Origin of the sequence: Streptomyces sp. NPDC048514 (genome assembly GCF_043199955.1) — a bacterium.
GTDB lineage: Bacteria > Actinomycetota > Actinomycetes > Streptomycetales > Streptomycetaceae > Streptomyces.
Genome location: NZ_JBICWT010000002.1, coordinates 670890 through 687464, shown reverse-complemented (window position 1 = coordinate 687464; position 16575 = coordinate 670890). Strand labels below are relative to the sequence as shown.

11 protein-coding genes and 1 pseudogene are annotated in these 16575 nt (G+C 72.2%); 7 read left to right on the top strand and 5 right to left on the bottom strand.

Features of this window, described 5'->3' with window-relative positions; genetic code table 11:
• From ACGFT2_RS05900 to ACGFT2_RS05890, 3 genes and pseudogenes are all read right to left on the bottom strand, one after another.
• A pseudogene (locus ACGFT2_RS05900) lies at nt 1-386 on the bottom strand (crotonyl-CoA carboxylase/reductase); the annotation flags it as partial.
• A 470-nt stretch (nt 387-856) separates the two neighbouring features.
• Nucleotides 857-1678 (bottom strand): TetR family transcriptional regulator, encoded by an 822-nt coding sequence (locus ACGFT2_RS05895; protein WP_393273845.1) that lies wholly within the window; start codon nt 1676-1678, stop codon nt 857-859.
• A 136-nt stretch (nt 1679-1814) separates the two neighbouring features.
• Nucleotides 1815-3629 carry a 3-hydroxyacyl-CoA dehydrogenase family protein gene (locus ACGFT2_RS05890; RefSeq protein ID WP_393273843.1) on the bottom strand — a complete coding sequence of 605 codons (1815 nt, stop codon included), beginning with the start codon at nt 3627-3629 and terminating at the stop codon, nt 1815-1817.
• A gap of 376 nt (nt 3630-4005) precedes the next feature.
• On the opposite strand from ACGFT2_RS05890, the gene ACGFT2_RS05885 reads away from it, so the two are divergent.
• Nucleotides 4006-4590 (top strand): adenylosuccinate lyase, encoded by a 585-nt coding sequence (locus tag ACGFT2_RS05885; RefSeq protein WP_393273842.1) that lies wholly within the window; start codon nt 4006-4008, stop codon nt 4588-4590.
• Nucleotides 4591-4718: 128 nt separating this feature from the next.
• Here ACGFT2_RS05885 and ACGFT2_RS05880 read toward each other — a convergent pair whose 3' ends face one another.
• Together ACGFT2_RS05880 and ACGFT2_RS05875 are read right to left on the bottom strand one after the other, a co-directional pair.
• Nucleotides 4719-6326, bottom strand: coding sequence for an alpha/beta hydrolase (locus tag ACGFT2_RS05880; RefSeq protein WP_393273840.1), 1608 nt, complete (start codon nt 6324-6326; stop codon nt 4719-4721).
• Nucleotides 6327-6462: 136 nt separating this feature from the next.
• Nucleotides 6463-7515, bottom strand: a complete 1053-nt coding sequence (locus tag ACGFT2_RS05875) for an Rv2578c family radical SAM protein (RefSeq protein ID WP_393273839.1) — start codon at nt 7513-7515, stop codon at nt 6463-6465.
• 135 nt (nt 7516-7650) lie between these two features.
• Here ACGFT2_RS05875 and ACGFT2_RS05870 point away from each other — a divergent pair, with 135 nt between their 5' ends.
• From ACGFT2_RS05870 to ACGFT2_RS05845, 6 genes are all read left to right on the top strand, one after another.
• On the top strand, nt 7651-8094 hold the full coding sequence (locus ACGFT2_RS05870) for an SRPBCC family protein (protein ID WP_393273837.1): 444 nt from the start codon (nt 7651-7653) through the stop codon (nt 8092-8094).
• Between the two features lie 152 nt (nt 8095-8246).
• A complete protein-coding gene (locus ACGFT2_RS05865) occupies nt 8247-10703 on the top strand; it encodes an MFS transporter (RefSeq protein ID WP_393273836.1) in 2457 nt (818 codons plus the stop codon).
• Between the two features lie 166 nt (nt 10704-10869).
• On the top strand, nt 10870-13320 hold the full coding sequence (locus ACGFT2_RS05860) for a SpoIIE family protein phosphatase (protein ID WP_393273834.1): 2451 nt from the start codon (nt 10870-10872) through the stop codon (nt 13318-13320).
• Between the two features lie 141 nt (nt 13321-13461).
• The gene (locus ACGFT2_RS05855; protein ID WP_393273832.1) at nt 13462-14181 is read left to right on the top strand and encodes a class I SAM-dependent methyltransferase; all 720 of its coding nucleotides are present in this window, start codon (nt 13462-13464) and stop codon (nt 14179-14181) included.
• Nucleotides 14182-14429: 248 nt separating this feature from the next.
• A complete protein-coding gene (locus ACGFT2_RS05850) occupies nt 14430-15263 on the top strand; it encodes a M55 family metallopeptidase (protein WP_393273830.1) in 834 nt (277 codons plus the stop codon).
• Complete coding sequence (locus tag ACGFT2_RS05845) at nt 15256-16560, top strand: M20/M25/M40 family metallo-hydrolase (RefSeq protein WP_393273828.1); 1305 nt, start codon at nt 15256-15258, stop codon at nt 16558-16560. Before ACGFT2_RS05850 ends, ACGFT2_RS05845 begins: the two co-directional genes overlap by 8 nt.
• The last annotated feature ends 15 nt before the right edge of the window (nt 16561-16575 follow it).

Here is a 16575-nt window from a genome sequence, read left to right as displayed (position 1 = left end):
CCGGTGCGCAGGACGACGCCCGCGAGGTCGGAGCCGATGATGTGGTAGGGCAGGTCGTGGCGCTTGGCCAGCTCGTTGGTGCGGCCGTAGCGCTCAAGGAAGCCGAACGTGGACAGCGGCTCGAAGATCGAGGTCCACACCGAGTTGTAGTTCACCGAGGAGGCCATGACGGCCACCAGGGCTTCGCCCGGACCCAGTTCGGGCACGGGGACGTCGTCGAGGTGGATCGACTTGCGCGGGTCCTTGTCGCGGGTCTCGAGGCCCGCGAACATCTCCGTCTCGTCCTTGTGCACGGTGATCGCGCGGTACGACTCGGGGAGCTGCAGGGCGGCGAAGTCGGCGGACGTGGCGTCGTTCGACTGGATCGCGTCCAGGATGTCCTTCACGGTCACGGTGTTGCCTCCGGCGGTGAGCGCCCTGAGGGAGGGGCGCCTGTGGATTCGTCGGTGCTGCGATGTGTGCTGCTGAGGGTTTTCGAGGTGTGCCGTCGGTTCGGCTCGGTGGTGCTCCGGCAGCGCTTTGTGGCGCGAGAAGTTGCCTGTGACGCAGGCATCCGGGCGGGCAGGCCATCGGCTTGCTGGGACAGCCGGCGCGCGATCGGTCGCTACGCGCCGGCCGCCCGGACTCCTCCAACGTATGACACCGCGTGTCAGGTGACAAGGCACTGAGTGCCAGAAGTTGCTCTCAGATGAAATCTTTACGTAACAAATGAGCGATGATCGATCGAACGTGGGTCGAAATCCACTCGAAAACGGGCCCTGACATGGCAAAACGGCCACCCCGAAGGGTGGCCGTCCTCACAGCGCGCGGGGGAGTCTCACGGACTCCTTCAGCGCCTCGCGGCGCCGGGGAGCCGTCAGCGCTCCTTCAGCGCCTCCTCGATCGTCCGCATGACCTCTTCCAGGGGCGCGTCGGTACGGGCCACCGTCACCAGCACCTCGCCGTGCGGGGAGACCGTCGCCGGGGCGGTGCCGGCCGCCGTCCGGGCGGCCGGGCCGCGCCCCGCCCCGATGCCCGTCCCGAAGGTCTTACGCACGATGGCGAAGGCGTGGTCCAGCTGGGCCTCGACGTCCCCCTGGCCGCCCGCCCGCAGCCAGCGCCTGAGCACGTGGTTGTGGGCGGTGACCACGGCGGAGGCGGCGACCTCGGCCAGCAGCGGGTCGTCGTTGGCGTCGTCGGCGTGCGCGTGCTCGTCGAAGTGGCCGAGCAGATAGCGGGTGAACAGGCGCTCGTAGCGGGCCACCGAGGCGATCTCGGCCTCGCGCAGCGTGGGCACCTCCCGCGTGAGCTTGTAGCGGGCGACCGAGATCTCCGGCCGGGCCGCGTACATCTTCATGACTTCCTTGATGCCGCGGCACACGGTGTCGAGCGGATGCTCGTGCGCGGGGGCCGCGTTGAGGACCGCCTCGGCGCGGATCAGCGTGTCGTCGTGGTCCGGGAAGATCGCCTCTTCCTTGGAACGGAAGTGGCGGAAGAAGGTGCGCCGGGCGACACCGGCCGCGGCCGCGATCTCGTCGACGGTGGTCGCCTCGTACCCCTTCGTCGCGAACAGCTCCATGGCTGCGGCCGCCAGTTCTCGGCGCATCTTGAGCCGCTGGGCGGCGGCGCGACTGCCTGCGGCACTTTCCGGCGCATCGGGCGTAGCTGGTGTACGTGAGGACTTGGCGGGCTGGGACATGACCCGAAAGTACTGCATGTGCGCAGCCTGATGCGCAGGTCCGGGGTTTCCCCCGCCCGTCGGGGGCGGGGGCGCTCCGGCCGGCCCGAGCAGTCCGCCCCAGTCCGTCTCCGTGTCCGGCCGGTCGCCGGCGCCGTCAGCGGCGGGCATACTCGCGGAAGCCGCGCCCGGTCTTGCGGCCGAGGCAGCCCGCGGCCACCAGGTGCTCCAGCAGCGGCGCCGGGGCGAGGCCCGGGTCGCGGAACTCGCGGTGCAGCACCTTCTCGATGGCCAGTGAGACGTCCAGGCCGACGACGTCCAGCAGCTCGAACGGACCCATCGGGTAGCCGCCGCCCAGCTTCATCGCCGCGTCGATGTCGTCGAGGGACGCGTAGTGGTCCTGCACCATCTTGATCGCGTTGTTGAGGTAGGGGAACAGCAGCGCGTTCACGATGAACCCCGCCCGGTCCCCGCAGTCGACCGGGTGCTTCTTGATCCTGGCGCAGACCTCGCGGACCGTCGAGTGGACGTCGTCCGCGGTCAGCACCGTGCGGACCACCTCGACCAGCTTCATCGCCGGCGCCGGGTTGAAGAAGTGCATGCCGATCACGTCCTGCGGCCGCGAGGTGGCCCGGGCGCAGGCGACGACGGGCAGCGAGGACGTGGTGGTCGCCAGGACCGCTCCGGGCTTGCAGACCTTGTCCAGTGCCTGGAACAGCTGCTGCTTGACCTCCAGGTCCTCGGCGACCGCCTCGACGGCCAGGTCGACGTCGGCGAAGGCCTCGTACGACCCGGCCGGGGCGATCCGGTCCAGGATCTGCGCGGCGGCCTCGGCCGTGAGCCGGCCCTTGTCGACCGAGCGCGCCAGGGACTTGCCGATCCGCGCCTTGGCCGCCTGCGCCTTCTCCTCGCTGCGGGCGGCCAGGACGACCTCGTAGCCGGCCTTCGCGAACACCTCGGCGATCCCGGAGGCCATGGTGCCGGAGCCCGCGACACCGACCGAGCGGACCTCGCGTCCCGCGCCGAGCGAGCCGCCCGGCGCCGGGGTCAGCGCGTCCGGGACGACCGTGGCGCTGCCCGGCGCCTCGTAGGAGTAGAAGCCGCGCCCGGACTTGCGGCCGGTCAGGCCCGCCTCGCTGAGCTGCTTCAGGATCGGGGCGGGGGCGTGCAGCCGGTCACGGGACTCGGCGTACATGGCCTCCAGGACCGTGCGTGCGGTGTCGACGCCGATCAGGTCCAGCAGGGCGAGCGGGCCCATGGGCAGGCCGCAGCCGAGCCGCATCGCCGCGTCGATGTCCTCGCGGGAGGCGTACCTGGCCTCGTACATCGCGGCGGCCTGGTTGAGGTAGCCGAAGAGCAGCCCGTCCGCGACGAAGCCGGGGCGGTCGCCGACCGCGACCGGCTCCTTGCCCAGCTCGATCGCCAGATCCGTGACCGCGGCGACGGCCTGCGGCGCGGTCAGCACGCACGAGACGACCTCGACCAGCTTCATGGCCGGCGCCGGGTTGAAGAAGTGCAGGCCGAGCACGCGCTCGGGCCGTGCCGAGTCGGCGGCCAGCCGGGTCACGGACAGCGCGTTGGTGCCGGTCGCGAGGATCGTCTCCGGGCGGACGATGCCGTCCAGTTCACGGAAGACCTGCTGCTTGATCTCGTACGACTCCGGGACCACCTCGATGACGAGATCGGCGTCGGCCGCGGCACGCAGGTCGCTGGAGGTGCGGACCCGGGCCAGCGTGCCGGCCCGCTCCGCCTCGGTGAGCCGGCCGCGCGCCACGGCGCGGGAGGTGGAGGCGTCCAGCGCGGCGAGCGACCTGGCGGCCTGGGTCTCGCTGACGTCGATGCCGATCACCTCGCGGCCGGCCTTCGCGAGGACCTCGGTGATGCCGGTGCCCATGGTGCCGAGGCCGACGACGGCGATCGTCCTGAGCGCGGAGAGCGGGGTGACGGACTGGGGGGACAGGGGAGTGGCCATCGCGGGACTCCAGAATGAGGGTGACGACGAGGAGCGCGCCGGGTGCGCCGGGAGGGCGCACCACGGAGCGATGAATGAGTGCGGGTGTTGTCGGGCTGCAAGCGCACACGCCCGGTGCCGCCGGTCCCCTGGGCGCGCACACGCCGGGGAGTGGCGGATCTCCGACCGGCTCTGTCCCGAAGCCGGGTCGTACTGCGGTACACACGGTGCACCGAACCGACAACGCTCACGACGGCCGCGTCACCAGACCGTCGCCAGCGGAAGTGCGAGAGGTAACTCGCTCGAATGAGCTTAACCGGTGAGTAACGAGCGCGCCAGCCCTCCGACTTTGTGATGTGGCTCCCTCCCCGGGCACGCCCCCTCTACGCTGGTGCTCGTGGACGAAGAGTTGCGATCGCTCACGGAACGCTTACGGCAGGAGGCGCGCGGCTCGGCGGCCCTCGAACGCCTGCTGGACACCGAGGACCAAGGGCGGCTGGCGGACGTCCTCACCGCGCCCGGACAGCCGCTGTGGGCGAGGGAGCTGGCCGCGTTCCGCCTCGGGCTCGCGGGGGACCGGCGCGCCTTCGAGTCCCTGGTGCTGCTGCTCAACCACCGCGACCCGCCGCGCTGCGCCTCCGCCGCCCACGCCCTCGCCCGGCTCGGCGACCCGCGCACGGCCCGGGCGGCCGCCGCGCTCGCCACCAACGAACTGCGCGTCGCCTACGCCCTGTACCCCGTACGGCTGCTGGTCGCCCTGCGCGCCCCGGAGTCCGTACCCGCGCTGATCACCACCCTGGAGCGGCGGCTGCGCCCGCACGACCCCTTCCGACGGGTCGCCCTCGCCTGTGTGGAGGGCCTGGGCGCGCTCGGCGACGCCCGCGCCCGCCGGGTGCTGACCGAGGCCCTCGCGCACCCGGCGCTCGCGGAGGCGGCGGTACACGCACTGGCGCGCATACCGCAGGACCGCCAGGCGAAGTGACGCCCGGTCGGCCCCGCGGCTTGCTGACCTCCGCACTTCGGGCACGGGCCCGCCCCGGCCGCCCGGTCGCGTCGAGTCCGCACGGTGGGTCATCCCGCTGCCGGCGCCGACAGCGCCGGCCGGGTCGGCTAGCGGTGGAAGCCGAGCAGGCCGTGGAGGGCGGTGCTGCGCGACGACGTCGAGGCCGTCTTCCCCTTCAGGGGCGTCGGGTCGGGTGACTTCGCGCAGACCGCGTCGGCCGTCCCGCCGCCGCGCGGCACCGTGCCGTCGGCCAGGTAGGCCGAAAGGTGGCGGTCCAGGCAGGCGTTGCCGCTCAGCGTGACGCCGTGGTTTCCGCCGCCCTCCTCGACCACCAGGCGGGAGCCGGCCAGCAGCCGGTGCACCGTCACGCCGCCCGGATAGGGGGTGGCGGCGTCGTCGGTCGCCTGGAAGAGCAACGTCGGCGGCAGCTTGTCGTTGGTGACGTCCACCGGCTTCAGTGTGCCGGTCGGCCAGAACGCACAGGGCGCGTTGTACCAGGTGTTGTTCCAGCTCATGAAGGGCGCCTTGCCGTACGCCGCCCAGGTGTCCGTGCTCCAGCGTTTCCAGGAGCGCCGCCAGGGGGCGTCACGGCACTGCACGGCGGTGTAGACGCTGTAGCCGTTGTCGCCCGAGGCGTCCACCGCGGCGAAGTTCTCGTACGCCTTCACGAGCGGGCCGGTGTCCTTTCGGTGGACGTAGGCCGCGAACGCCTCTGCGAGGTAGGGCCAGTAGCCGTTGTAGTAGCCGCCCGGCATGAAGGTGTCCTCCAGCTCGGAGGCGCCGACCCTGCCGCCGGCCGGCCTTCTCGCCAGAGCCGCCCGCATCGCGTACCACTCGGCCTCGATCTTCGCCGGGTCCCGGCCGAGCCCGTAGGTGGCGTCGTACTTGGCGATCCAGGCCATCAGGGCGCGGTGCCGGTCGTCGAAGGCGTGGTCCTGGCCCAGGTTGTCCGCGTACCAGACTCCGGTGGGGTCGACGATGGAGTCCAGCACCAGACGGTGGACCCGCCCGGGGTGCAGTTTCGCGTAGACGGCGCCGAGATACGTGCCGTAGGAGTAGCCGAAGTAGCTGATCTTCCGGGCGCCGAGGGCCTGCCGGACGGAGTCCATGTCCTCGGCGGCGCTGACGGTGTCGAGGTAGGGCAGCAGATCGGCGTACTTGCGGCCGCAGGCCGCCGCGAAGGACTTCGCCCGGTCGAGGTTCGCCCGCTCCAGCCGGGGTGTGGCCGGCACGCTGTCCGGGCGCACCGGCCGGAAGTGGCCGGGCACGCAGTCCAGCGCCGGGGTGCTCCGGCCGACCCCGCGCGGGTCGAAGCCGATCACGTCGTACTGGGCGGCCACGCTCCGCGGCAGCGCCGAGGCGACGTATCCCCCCAGTGTCAGGCCGCTGCCGCCGGGGCCACCGGGGTTGACCAGGAGAGGACCCTGGAACGTCCGCGCGGTGTGCGGGACGCGGGACAGGGCGAGCGTGATCTGCCGGCCGGACGGCCTCGCGTGGTTCAGCGGCACCTGCAGGGAGGCGCACTGGAGCGTCGGGTAGTCGCTGGTGCCGCACTCCTTCCAGCCGACGGCTGCCGCCGGAGCCGCCGGTGCTGCCGCAGCCGCTGACGCCGCCGGCGCCGTAGAGGCCGGGTGGGCCGCCCGTGCGGGGACGGCCGTGGCCGAACCCGCCAGCACGGCCGCGGCCGCGCACAGCACGGCTGCGCGTGTTCTCATGGGTGCTCCCGGGACGGAGGTCGCGACGAACCGCGAGGATCACGGCTCTCGCCGCATCGTCCCGGGGACGGGGGCCCGAAGAACCCGTTGCAGCGATACTTGACCCGGATGGGTCGCGGGATGCCCTCGAATGCTCTCAGATGAGGGTGAGTTGGGTCGGTTCGGACGCGGCCGCGGTTTCCGGCCGCGCCGGGCGGATCCGGCGGGCCGCGCTCGCGCGCGTGGGCCCGATGCCGTACTCCGTGGCCAGCTCGTGCACCTGACGGGTGATCCGGCGTTGGTACCACTTGGGCGCGTAGGCGCCCTCCGCGTACAGCCGCTCGTAGCGGCGCACCAGATGCGGATGGTGCTGTGCCAGCCAGGCCATGAACCACTCGCGGGCGCCCGGCCGCAGATGCAGCACCAGAGGGGTGACGGAGGTGGCGCCGGCCGCCGCGATCGCCCGTACCGTGGCACGCAGTTGGGCCGCGTCGTCGCTCAGAAACGGGATCACCGGCGCCATCAGCACCCCGCAGCCGATGCCGTGCTCCCCGAGGGTGCGGACGACGTCCAGCCGGCGCTCGGGGGCCGGGGTGCCCGGCTCCACCGTGCGCCACAGCGAGGTGTCGAGGAAGCCGACCGAGACCGAGACGCCGATGTCCGCCACCTCCGCCGCCCGGGTCAGCAGGTCCAGGTCCCTGAGGATGAGGGTGCCCTTGGTGAGGATGGAGAACGGGTTCGCGTGGTCGGTGAGGGCGGAGATGATGCCCGGCATCAGCCGGTACCGGCCCTCCGCGCGCTGATAGCAGTCGACGTTCGTGCCCATCGCCACGTGGTCGCCCTGCCAGCGGCGGGAGGCCAGCTGGCGGCGCAGCACCTCCGGCGCGTTGACCTTGACCACGATCTGGCTGTCGAAGCCGATGCCGGTGTCCAGGTCCAGATAGCTGTGCGTCTTCCTGGCGAAGCAGTACACGCAGGCGTGCGAGCAGCCCCGGTAGGGGTTGACCGTCCACTCGAACGGCATGCGTGAGGCGCCCGGCACCCGGTTCAGCACCGAGCGCGCCCGGACCTCGTGGAAGGTGATACCGCGGAACTCGGGCGTGTCGAAGGTACGGGTGGTGACGGCGTCCGCGCCGAACAGCGCGGGTTCGGCGGCCCGGCCGTGCTCGGCGGGCTCCCCGGACTCCACGGTGAGGTTCTCCCAGCGCATGACGCCTCCTCGGTAGGACTCCGCCCCACAATAGAACATCTGTTCCCATGATCGTGCGGGTACCGATTTGGGCGGCCGGGCACCGGGGTGATTGGCTTGCCCCTGCCCCGAGCACACAGGTCCTGGAGGAACGCAATGGCGCAGGTCGAGGCCACTACCGAGCGGGTCGTCGCGGCGGACGCGGAGAAGGTGTTCGACGCCCTCGCCGACTACCGCGGGACGCGGCAGAAGCTGCTGCCCGAGCACTTCAGCGAGTACGAGGTGCGGGAGGGCGGCGACGGCGAGGGCACCCTCGTCCACTGGAAGCTCCAGGCCACCAGCAAGCGGGTGCGCGACTGCCTGCTGGACGTCGGCGAGCCCACCGAGGGCGAGCTGGTCGAGAAGGACCGCAACTCCTCCATGGTCACCACCTGGCGCGTCACCCCGGCCGGCGAGGGCGGCTCCCGGGTCGTCGTCACCACCACCTGGACGGGCGCGGGCGGCATCGGAGGCTTCTTCGAGAGGACCTTCGCGCCCAAGGGCCTCGGCCGGATCTACGACGCCCTGCTCGCCAACCTCGCCGCCGAGGTCGAGAAGTAGGCCCAAGCTCCCACCGGTGAAGGGGTGTTGTGCTCCTTCACCGGTTCGAGTGGATCCCCGCCCCATCCCCGGCGATGCCGTAACTCGCCGCAGTTGTCAGCAGTTGTCGCCTTACGCGGGAATTGTGACAGCTGTGACGAGGGGAGCGGAACGTGGGCGGGACGACTCTGGTGAAGCACGACCCGGTCGTGGCACCGGCCGCGGCATCGGCTGCGGCATCCACCGTGGCATCGGCCGTGGCATCGGCTCCGGAGGAGCAATCCACCGGGGCCGCCACCGCCGCACCCCCGTCCGCGGACGCCCTCGAACTCGGGCCGCGCCGCGTGCGGTTGGTCTTCCTCGGGCTGATGCTCGCCCTGCTCCTCGCGGCGCTCGACCAGATGATCGTCGCCACCGCACTGCCGAAGATCGTCGGTGAACTACACGGCCTGGACAGGATGTCCTGGGCGATCACCGCCTATCTGCTCACCTCCACCATCGGCCTGCCCCTGTACGGCAAGCTCGGCGACCTGGTCGGCCGCAAGAGCGTCTTCCTGTTCGCCATCGCCGTCTTCGTCGTCGGCTCCGCGCTCGCCGGCCGGGCCGGGACGATGGACCAGCTGATCGCCTTCCGCGCGATCCAGGGAATCGGCGCGGGCGGCCTCATGATCGGGGTGCAGGCGATCATCGCCGACATCGTGCCGCCCCGCGAACGCGGCCGCTACATGGGCCTGATCGGCGCCGCCTTCGGCCTCGCCTCCGTCGCCGGCCCGCTGCTCGGCGGCTACTTCACCGACCACCTCTCCTGGCGCTGGTGCTTCTACGTCAACGTCCCCTTCGGGCTGGTCACCTTCGCCGTCGTCACCGTCGTGCTGAAACTGCCGAAGCCGCGCACCCGGGGGCGTCTCGACGTGCCCGGAGCGCTGCTGCTCGCCGCCGCCTCCACCTGCCTGGTCCTGCTGACCAGTTGGGGCGGCACCGAGTACGCGTGGGGCTCGAAGCAGATTCTCGGGCTCGGCGCCGGAGCGGTCGCCTCCGTCGTCCTCTTCCTGATCGCCGAGCGCTTCGCCGCCGAACCCCTCATCCCGCTCAGGCTGTTCCGCGACTCCGTCTTCAACGTCAGCGGCCTGGTGGGCCTCGTGATCGGTGTCGCCCTGTTCGGCGCCGCCAGCTATCTGCCGACCTTCCTGCAGATGGTCGACGGGGCCAGCGCCACGGAGTCCGGGCTGCTGATGCTGCCCATGATGGCCGGGATCGTCGGCGCCTCGGTCGTCGGCGGCCAGCTGATCAGCCACACCGGCCGCTACCGGATCTTCCCCGTGCTCGGCGGCGCCGTCTCCACCCTCGGCATGTGGCTGCTGTCCCGGCTCGAGACCGACACGCCCCGGCTGCACTACAGCATCTGGATGGCCGTCCTCGGCGCGGGCATCGGCCTGGTCATGCCCGTGCTCGTCCTCGCCGTGCAGAACTCCGTGCGCCCCGCCGACCTCGGCACCGCCACCAGCGCCAACAACTACTTCCGGCAGATCGGCGGCAGCGTCGGCGCCGCGATCTTCGGCACGCTGTTCGCCGACCGGCTCGCCGACTCGCTGCGCAGGGAGCTGCCCCCGAGCGCGGGCACCCGGCTGCCCGACCCCGACTCCATCACCCCGCAGCTCGTCCACGCGCTGCCGCCGGCCCTGCGCGACGCCTACATCCGCGCCTACGCGGACGCGATGCCCCGGATCTTCCTCTACCTCGTCCCGGTGCTCGCCGCCGGCCTGCTCATCGCCTTCTTCCTCAAGGAGAAACCACTGGTGTCCCACAACACCGCCGAAACCGAGCCCGAGACCGTGCACGCGACCGTCCCGCAGTCCCGTTCGCCGTACGCCGCCGGCATCCCCGTCTGCGGCACCGTGCAGCACCCGGACGGCACGGTGGTGCCCCGGGCGGCGCTCACCCTCATCGACGTCGCCGGCCGGCAGATCGGCCGGGGCGCGAGCGGCGAGGACGGCCGGTACGCGCTCAGCACCCACGGCTCCGGCGCGTACGTGCTCATCGCCGCCGCCGGCGGCCACCAGCCGCAGGCCGTCTCCGTCACCGTCGGCGAACGGCCGGTCGAGCTGGATGTCGTGCTCGGCGGCGCCGGACGCCTCGCCGGCAGCGTGCTCACCGCCGACGGCAGCCCCGTCCGGGATGCCACCGTCACCCTCACCAACGTGCACGGCGAGGTCGTCTCCACCACCCGCAGCGGCCGCGAGGGCGGCTACGTCATCACCGAGCTGGTGGCCGGCGAATACACCCTGGCCGCCAGTGCCCCCGCCTTCCGGCCCGCCGCGCTGCCGGTCACCGTGCAGGCCTCCAGGGAGACCCGGCAGGACGTCGAACTCGCGGGCGGCGCGGTGCTCAGGGGCACCGTCCGGGCGAGCGGCGGGCGCCCGGTGGAGGACGCCCGCGTCACCCTCCTGGACGCCGCGGGCAACGTCGTCGACACCCTCACCACCGGAGCCGACGGAACGTTCCGGTTCGTCGATCTCTCCTCCGGCGAGTACACCGTCATCGCCGCAGGTTACCCGCCGGTCGCCACCGTGCTGCAGGTCGCGGGCGGTGGACGCACCGAGCGCGACCTGCAGTTGGGCCACGAGGACTGAGGAGTGCGCCGGGCGGGGGCGCCCGCACGGCGGTGGGCCGCGCGCCGGTGCGACCGGGCGAAACCAATTCCGGGATTGCCGCACATCGCCACCGGCCACCGCCGTACCGTAGGGCGAGCGGGACAGATCGTTTACGAACAGCCGTGGGGGAGAGAGGGCCTGGGCCATGGACCGTGGCAGCGAGCGGGACACGCCTCCCGGGTGCGACGGCGGCGACACCGCGGCGGGCCGGATTCCGCTGGCGGTGGTCGTCGTAGACCGCGACGGGCTGGTGTCCCACTGGAGCAGCGGCGCACGGCGGCTGTTCGGCGTCGGCAGGGAGGACGCCGTCGGGCATCCCGCGGCGGACCTGCTGCCGGTCTCCGGCGCCCTCCCCGAGGAACCGAACGGCACACCGATGCCGGACGCCTACGAGGAGTACGACGGGTTCGGCCCCGATCTGGAGGTCTCGCTCGACGGCCACACCGGCTACGCCACGGCCGGCCGGGCCCGACTCCAACCGCACCGCCGGGCAGCGGACGGCGACCGGCTCGACGTGCTCTGGTGGGCCTACCCGCTCGTCGGCCCCGGCCCCTTCCGGCTGCTCGTGCTGGCCGCCGACGCCGCCCGGCTGCGCGACGAGCGCGGTTACGACGACGAGACCGCCGAACGCATCTCGCCCGGCTTCGCCCGCCACACCGAGCTGCCCGCCTCCGAGGAACTGGAGCGGCGCCTGCCGGAGATCCTGCCCAACATGGGCCCGGGCCTCAGCGGCCGTATCGTCGCGCAGATCCTCGAACTGGGCTATCCGGTACTGGAGTTCAGCCAGTTCGACCGGGTGCCCGTGACCCCGTACTGGGGCGTGCCCCGCCGTCCGGGACGCCTGCGGACAGGGGCCGTCGTGCCGCAGCAGCGGGCGGTGGCGCCGGTGCTGCCGGCCGGTGCCGAACAGGACCTGGAGTACGCCGCGGTACGCGAGCGGCTGGAGTTCCTCAACGAGGTCAGCTCCCGCATCGGTTCCTCCCTCGACCTCGGCGAGACCATCCGCGAGGTCACCAGCGCCGCCGTCCCCCGGTTCACGGACTTCGCCGGCACCCACCTGCGGGCCGCCGTCCTCGCGGGCGAGGGCTTCCCGGACGGCCCGCCGGACGCCAGCACCGTGATGTTCCGGGTGTGGGTCGAGCACAACGACGAACCGGGCCGCTGGGACGACACCACGCCGGTGGGCGAGGCCTTCGCCTTCCCCGAGCACACCCCGTTCTACCAGTGCATGGTCACCGGCGAGCCGGTCCTCGTCCCGAGGGTCACCGAGGAACTGTCCGAGCGCATCTCCGGCGAGTTCGAGAAGCGCGACCTGCGGCCGCTGATCGCCGGCCGGTCCCTGCTGATCGTGCCGCTCAAGGCGCGCAACGTCGTCCTCGGCTTCATGGTGCTGATGCGCCGCCCCGACCGCCCGGCGTTCGACGACATGGACCGCACCACGGGCGCCGAACTCGCCTCCCGCGCAGGGCTCGTGCTGGACAACGCCCGGATGTACACCTACCAGGAGAACGTCGCCGACACCCTGCAGGACAGCATGCTGCCGCAGGTGAACCCGCGGATGCCGGGGTGTGACGTCGCCACCCGCTATCTGCCGGGCACCCGGCTCGGCCGTATCGGCGGCGACTGGTTCGACACCATCAAACTGCCCGGCTCGCGTACCGCCCTGGTGGTCGGTGACGTCATGGGGCACGGCCTCAACTCGGCCGCGATGATGGGCCAGTTGCGCACCGCCGTGCAGACGATGGCCACCATGGAGACCCCGCCCGCCCAGCTGTTGCGCAATCTCGACGACCTGGCCCGCCGGCTCGGCGACAACTACCTCGCCACCTGCCTGTACGCGGTCTACGACCCGATCCGCGGCGACCTGACCCTCGCCAACGCCGGGCACATCCCGCCCGTCCTGGTCCGGGCCGAGGACGGCAGCAGCGAACTCCTCGAACTGCCCACCGGTGCCCCCATAGGGGTCGGGGGAGTCCCCTTCGAGGCCATCCGGGTCGAGGTCGCACCCGGTGACCGGCTCGTGCTGTGCACCGACGGCCTGGTCGAGGTGCGCGGTTCCGACATCGGCGAGGGCCTCGCCGCGCTCTGCGAGTTCGCCGCGCACCCCGCCGCCTCGATGGACGACGCCTGCGACACCATCATCCGCGCCCTGAACACCCGCGGCGGCCGCAAGGACGACGTCGCCCTGCTCATGGCCCGCCTCAACGGCATTCCCGACGACCACGTCGCCGAGTGGCAGCTCGACAGCGATCCTCGCGAGGCGTCCCGGGCCCGCCGGCTGGTCCGCGAACGGCTGCTGAACTGGGGCCTGCCGCAGGCGGTGGAGACGGCCGAACTGCTGGTCAGCGAGGTCGTCACCAACGCCCTGCGGCATGCGCGGAGCGAACGGATCGGGCTGCGGGTGGTCCGCACCGGCGCGCTGCTGTTCGAGGTCACCGACGACGAGCCCGCCCTGCCCGCGATGGTCGCCGCCGAGCCGTACGACGAGTCGGGCCGCGGACTGCGCGTGGTCAGCCGGCTGGCCCGGGAATGGGGCGCCAGCGCCGCCGGCCACCGCAAGACCGTCTGGATCGAGCAGGCCGTCACCCAGGGTTGAAACAGAGGGGGCGCGCATCCGTCTGCGGGCGCCCCCTGCGCGGCCGTAGCCCGCATTTCTCAGGAACGCGGTCGCCCGCCCCTTGCCCCACTCCAGGCCGACGCGATATCCCGATCAGGCAACCGACCTTGGGGAGATCGCATGAACGTCTCGGACGACTACCGCAAGAATTGGGAAGGTTACTGGAGCGAGACCTCCGACGCCCGGGGCGAGGCGATCTGGGACTCCGACCCCGCCCTCTCCGCCGAACCGCACAGCGAACTGCTCCTGTCGCACGCGGACGCCGCCCGCACCATAGTCGACCTCGGCTGCGGCAACGGCACCCAGACCCGCCACCTCGCCACCCGGTTCGCCCGTGCCGTCGGTGTCGACCTCTCGCACGCCGCCGTCGAGCGCGCCCGCCGCGCCGGCGGCGACGGCGCCGTCGAGTTCCAGCAGCTCGACCTCACCGACACCGACGCCGTGCGCACGCTGCACGACCGGCTCGGCGACAGCAACGTCTACATGCGGGCCGTCATCCACCAGAGCGAACCGGCCGCGCGTCCGGCCGTGGCCGCCGCCGTCGCCGAGATCATCGGTACCGAGGGGCGCGCGTTCCTCGTCGAACTCACCTCCGGCTCCCGGGACGTCCTGGTGCGCGCGGCGGCCGAGCCGGCCGGTCCGCCGCCCAAGCTCCAGCGCGTCTTCCACCACGGGCTCAAGCCGGCCGACGCCGACGACGAGGAGATCCCCAGCCTGCTGGCGGAGGCCGGCCTGGAGATCCTCGCGACCGGCGAGACGGTGGTGCCCCAGACCGAGCACCTGGCCGACGGCACCCGCATCGACCTGCCGGCCCGCTGGTTCGTGGTGGCCGGAAAATGATCGCGGCCTGAAGCTCCGGACCGGACTCGGGGAGCATCGGCACGGCCGCTCCGGACCGGTGCGGAGGTACGGACCCGGCACGGGAGGCTCGGCGCCGGTGCAAGGACGCGGGAGCGGCGGCGGTCCGGCGGAGCGGCGTGGGAGGCCGGCGCGCCCCCGGCCGGTACCGTCCCCACCTCCGGCCGACGGCCGTTTCGCGAGGCCGGGGTCGTAGCCTGTCCGCTTCTCGGCGCGTAACGTGACGCAGCATGAAGATCCTCATCAGTGCCGACATGGAGGGGGCCACGGGCGTCACCTGGCCGGCCGACGTGCTGCCGGGGACGCCGCAGTGGGAGCGGTGCCGTTCGATGTTCACCTCCGACGTGAACGCGGCGGCGGAGGGCTTCTTCGACGGGGGTGCCGACCAGGTGCTCGTCAACGAGGCCCACTGGAGCATGCGCAATCTGCTGCTGGAGCGGCTCGACGACCGGGTCGAGATGCTCACCGGGCGGCACAAGACGCTGTCCATGGTGGAGGGCGTGCAGCACGGCGACGTCGACGGCATCGCGTTCGTCGGCTACCACGGCGGCGCCGGCATGGAGGGCGTCCTCGCCCACACCTACCTGGCCAACCAGATCACCGGGGTGTGGCTGGACGACGTCCGCGCCAGCGAGGGTCTGCTCAACGCACACGTCGTCGCCGAGTACGGCGTCCCCGTCGTGCTCGTCACCGGTGACGACGTGGCCTGTGAGGACGCCCTCGGTTACGCACCCGAGGCGCTGAAGGTCGCCGTCAAGGACCATGTGTCGAGGTACGCGGCGGTGTGCCGCACCCCGGCCCGCACCGCGGCCGACATCCGCTCCGCGGCCAAGGAGGCCGCTCAGCTGGCGGTTCGTCACGAACCGGCGCAGGCCGGGCCGTTCACGGTCGCCGTGGAGTTCGACGCCGAGCATCTGGCGATGGCCGCGACCGTCGTCCCGGGGGTCGCGCGGATCGGGGAGCGGAAGGTGGCGTACACGAGCGCCACCATGTTCGAGGGGATCCGGACGTTCAAGGCGGTCACCACGATCGTCTCTGCCGCCGTGGAGGAGCAGTATGGCTGACCAGCAGGCCCTGGACGAGGTCGTCGAGTTCACCTCCGGCCTGATCCGTATCGACACCACCAACCGGGGCGGCGGGGACTGCCGGGAGCGGCCTGCCGCCGAGTACGCGGCCGAGCGGCTGTCCGGGGCGGGCCTGGACCCCCTGCTGCTGGAGCGCACACCGGGCCGGACCAACGTGGTCGCCCGGATCGAGGGCACCGACCCGTCGGCGGACGCGCTGCTCGTGCACGGGCACCTCGACGTGGTGCCCGCGGAGGCCGCCGACTGGAGCGTGGACCCGTTCTCCGGCGAGATCCGGGACGGCGTCGTGTGGGGCCGGGGCGCCGTCGACATGAAGAACATGGACGCGATGATCCTGGCGGTCGCCCGGTCCTGGGCCCGGCAGGGCGTGCGTCCCCGCCGGGACCTCGTCATCGCGTTCACCGCGGACGAGGAGGCCAGCGCCGAGGACGGCTCCGGCTTCCTCGCCGACCGGCACCCCGAACTCTTCGAGGGCTGCACCGAGGGCGTCAGCGAGTCCGGCGCCTTCACCTTCCAAGACGGCGCCGGCCGGCAGCTCTATCCGATCGCCGCGGGGGAGCGGGGCACCGGCTGGCTCAAGCTCACCGCGCGCGGCCGGGCCGGGCACGGCTCCAAGGTGAACAAGGAGAACGCGGTGACCCGGCTCGCCGCCGCCGTCACCCGGATCGGCGAGCACGAGTGGCCGCTGCGGCTCACCCCGACCGTGCGGGCCGCGCTCACCGAACTCGCCACGCTGTACGGCATCGAGCCCGACTTCGCGGACGTGGACCAGCTCCTGGAGAAGCTCGGTCCGGCCGCCAAGCTGGTCGAGTCGACCGTCCGCAACAGCGCCAACCCGACCATGCTGTCGGCCGGTTACAAGCTGAACGTCATCCCCGGGGAGGCGGTGGCCTTCGTCGACGGACGCTGTCTGGTGGGCACCGAGGAGGAGTTCGGCGCCACTCTCGACCGGCTGACCGGACCGGACGTGACCTGGGAGTTCGAGCATCGCGAGGTGGCGCTCCAGGCCCCGCTCGACTCGCCCACGTACGCGAGGATGCGGGCCGCCGTCGAGGAGTTCGCACCCGACGGGCACGTGGTGCCGTACTGCATGTCGGGCGGCACGGACGCCAAGCAGTTCTCCCGGCTCGGCATCACCGGCTACGGTTTCACCCCGCTGAAGCTGCCCGAGGGATACGACTACCAGGCGCTGTTCCACGGCGTGGACGAGCGCGTGCCGGTGGAGGCGCTCCACTTCGGTGTGCGGGTCCTCGACCGCTTCCTGCGGACGGCCTAGAGACAAGGGGGGACG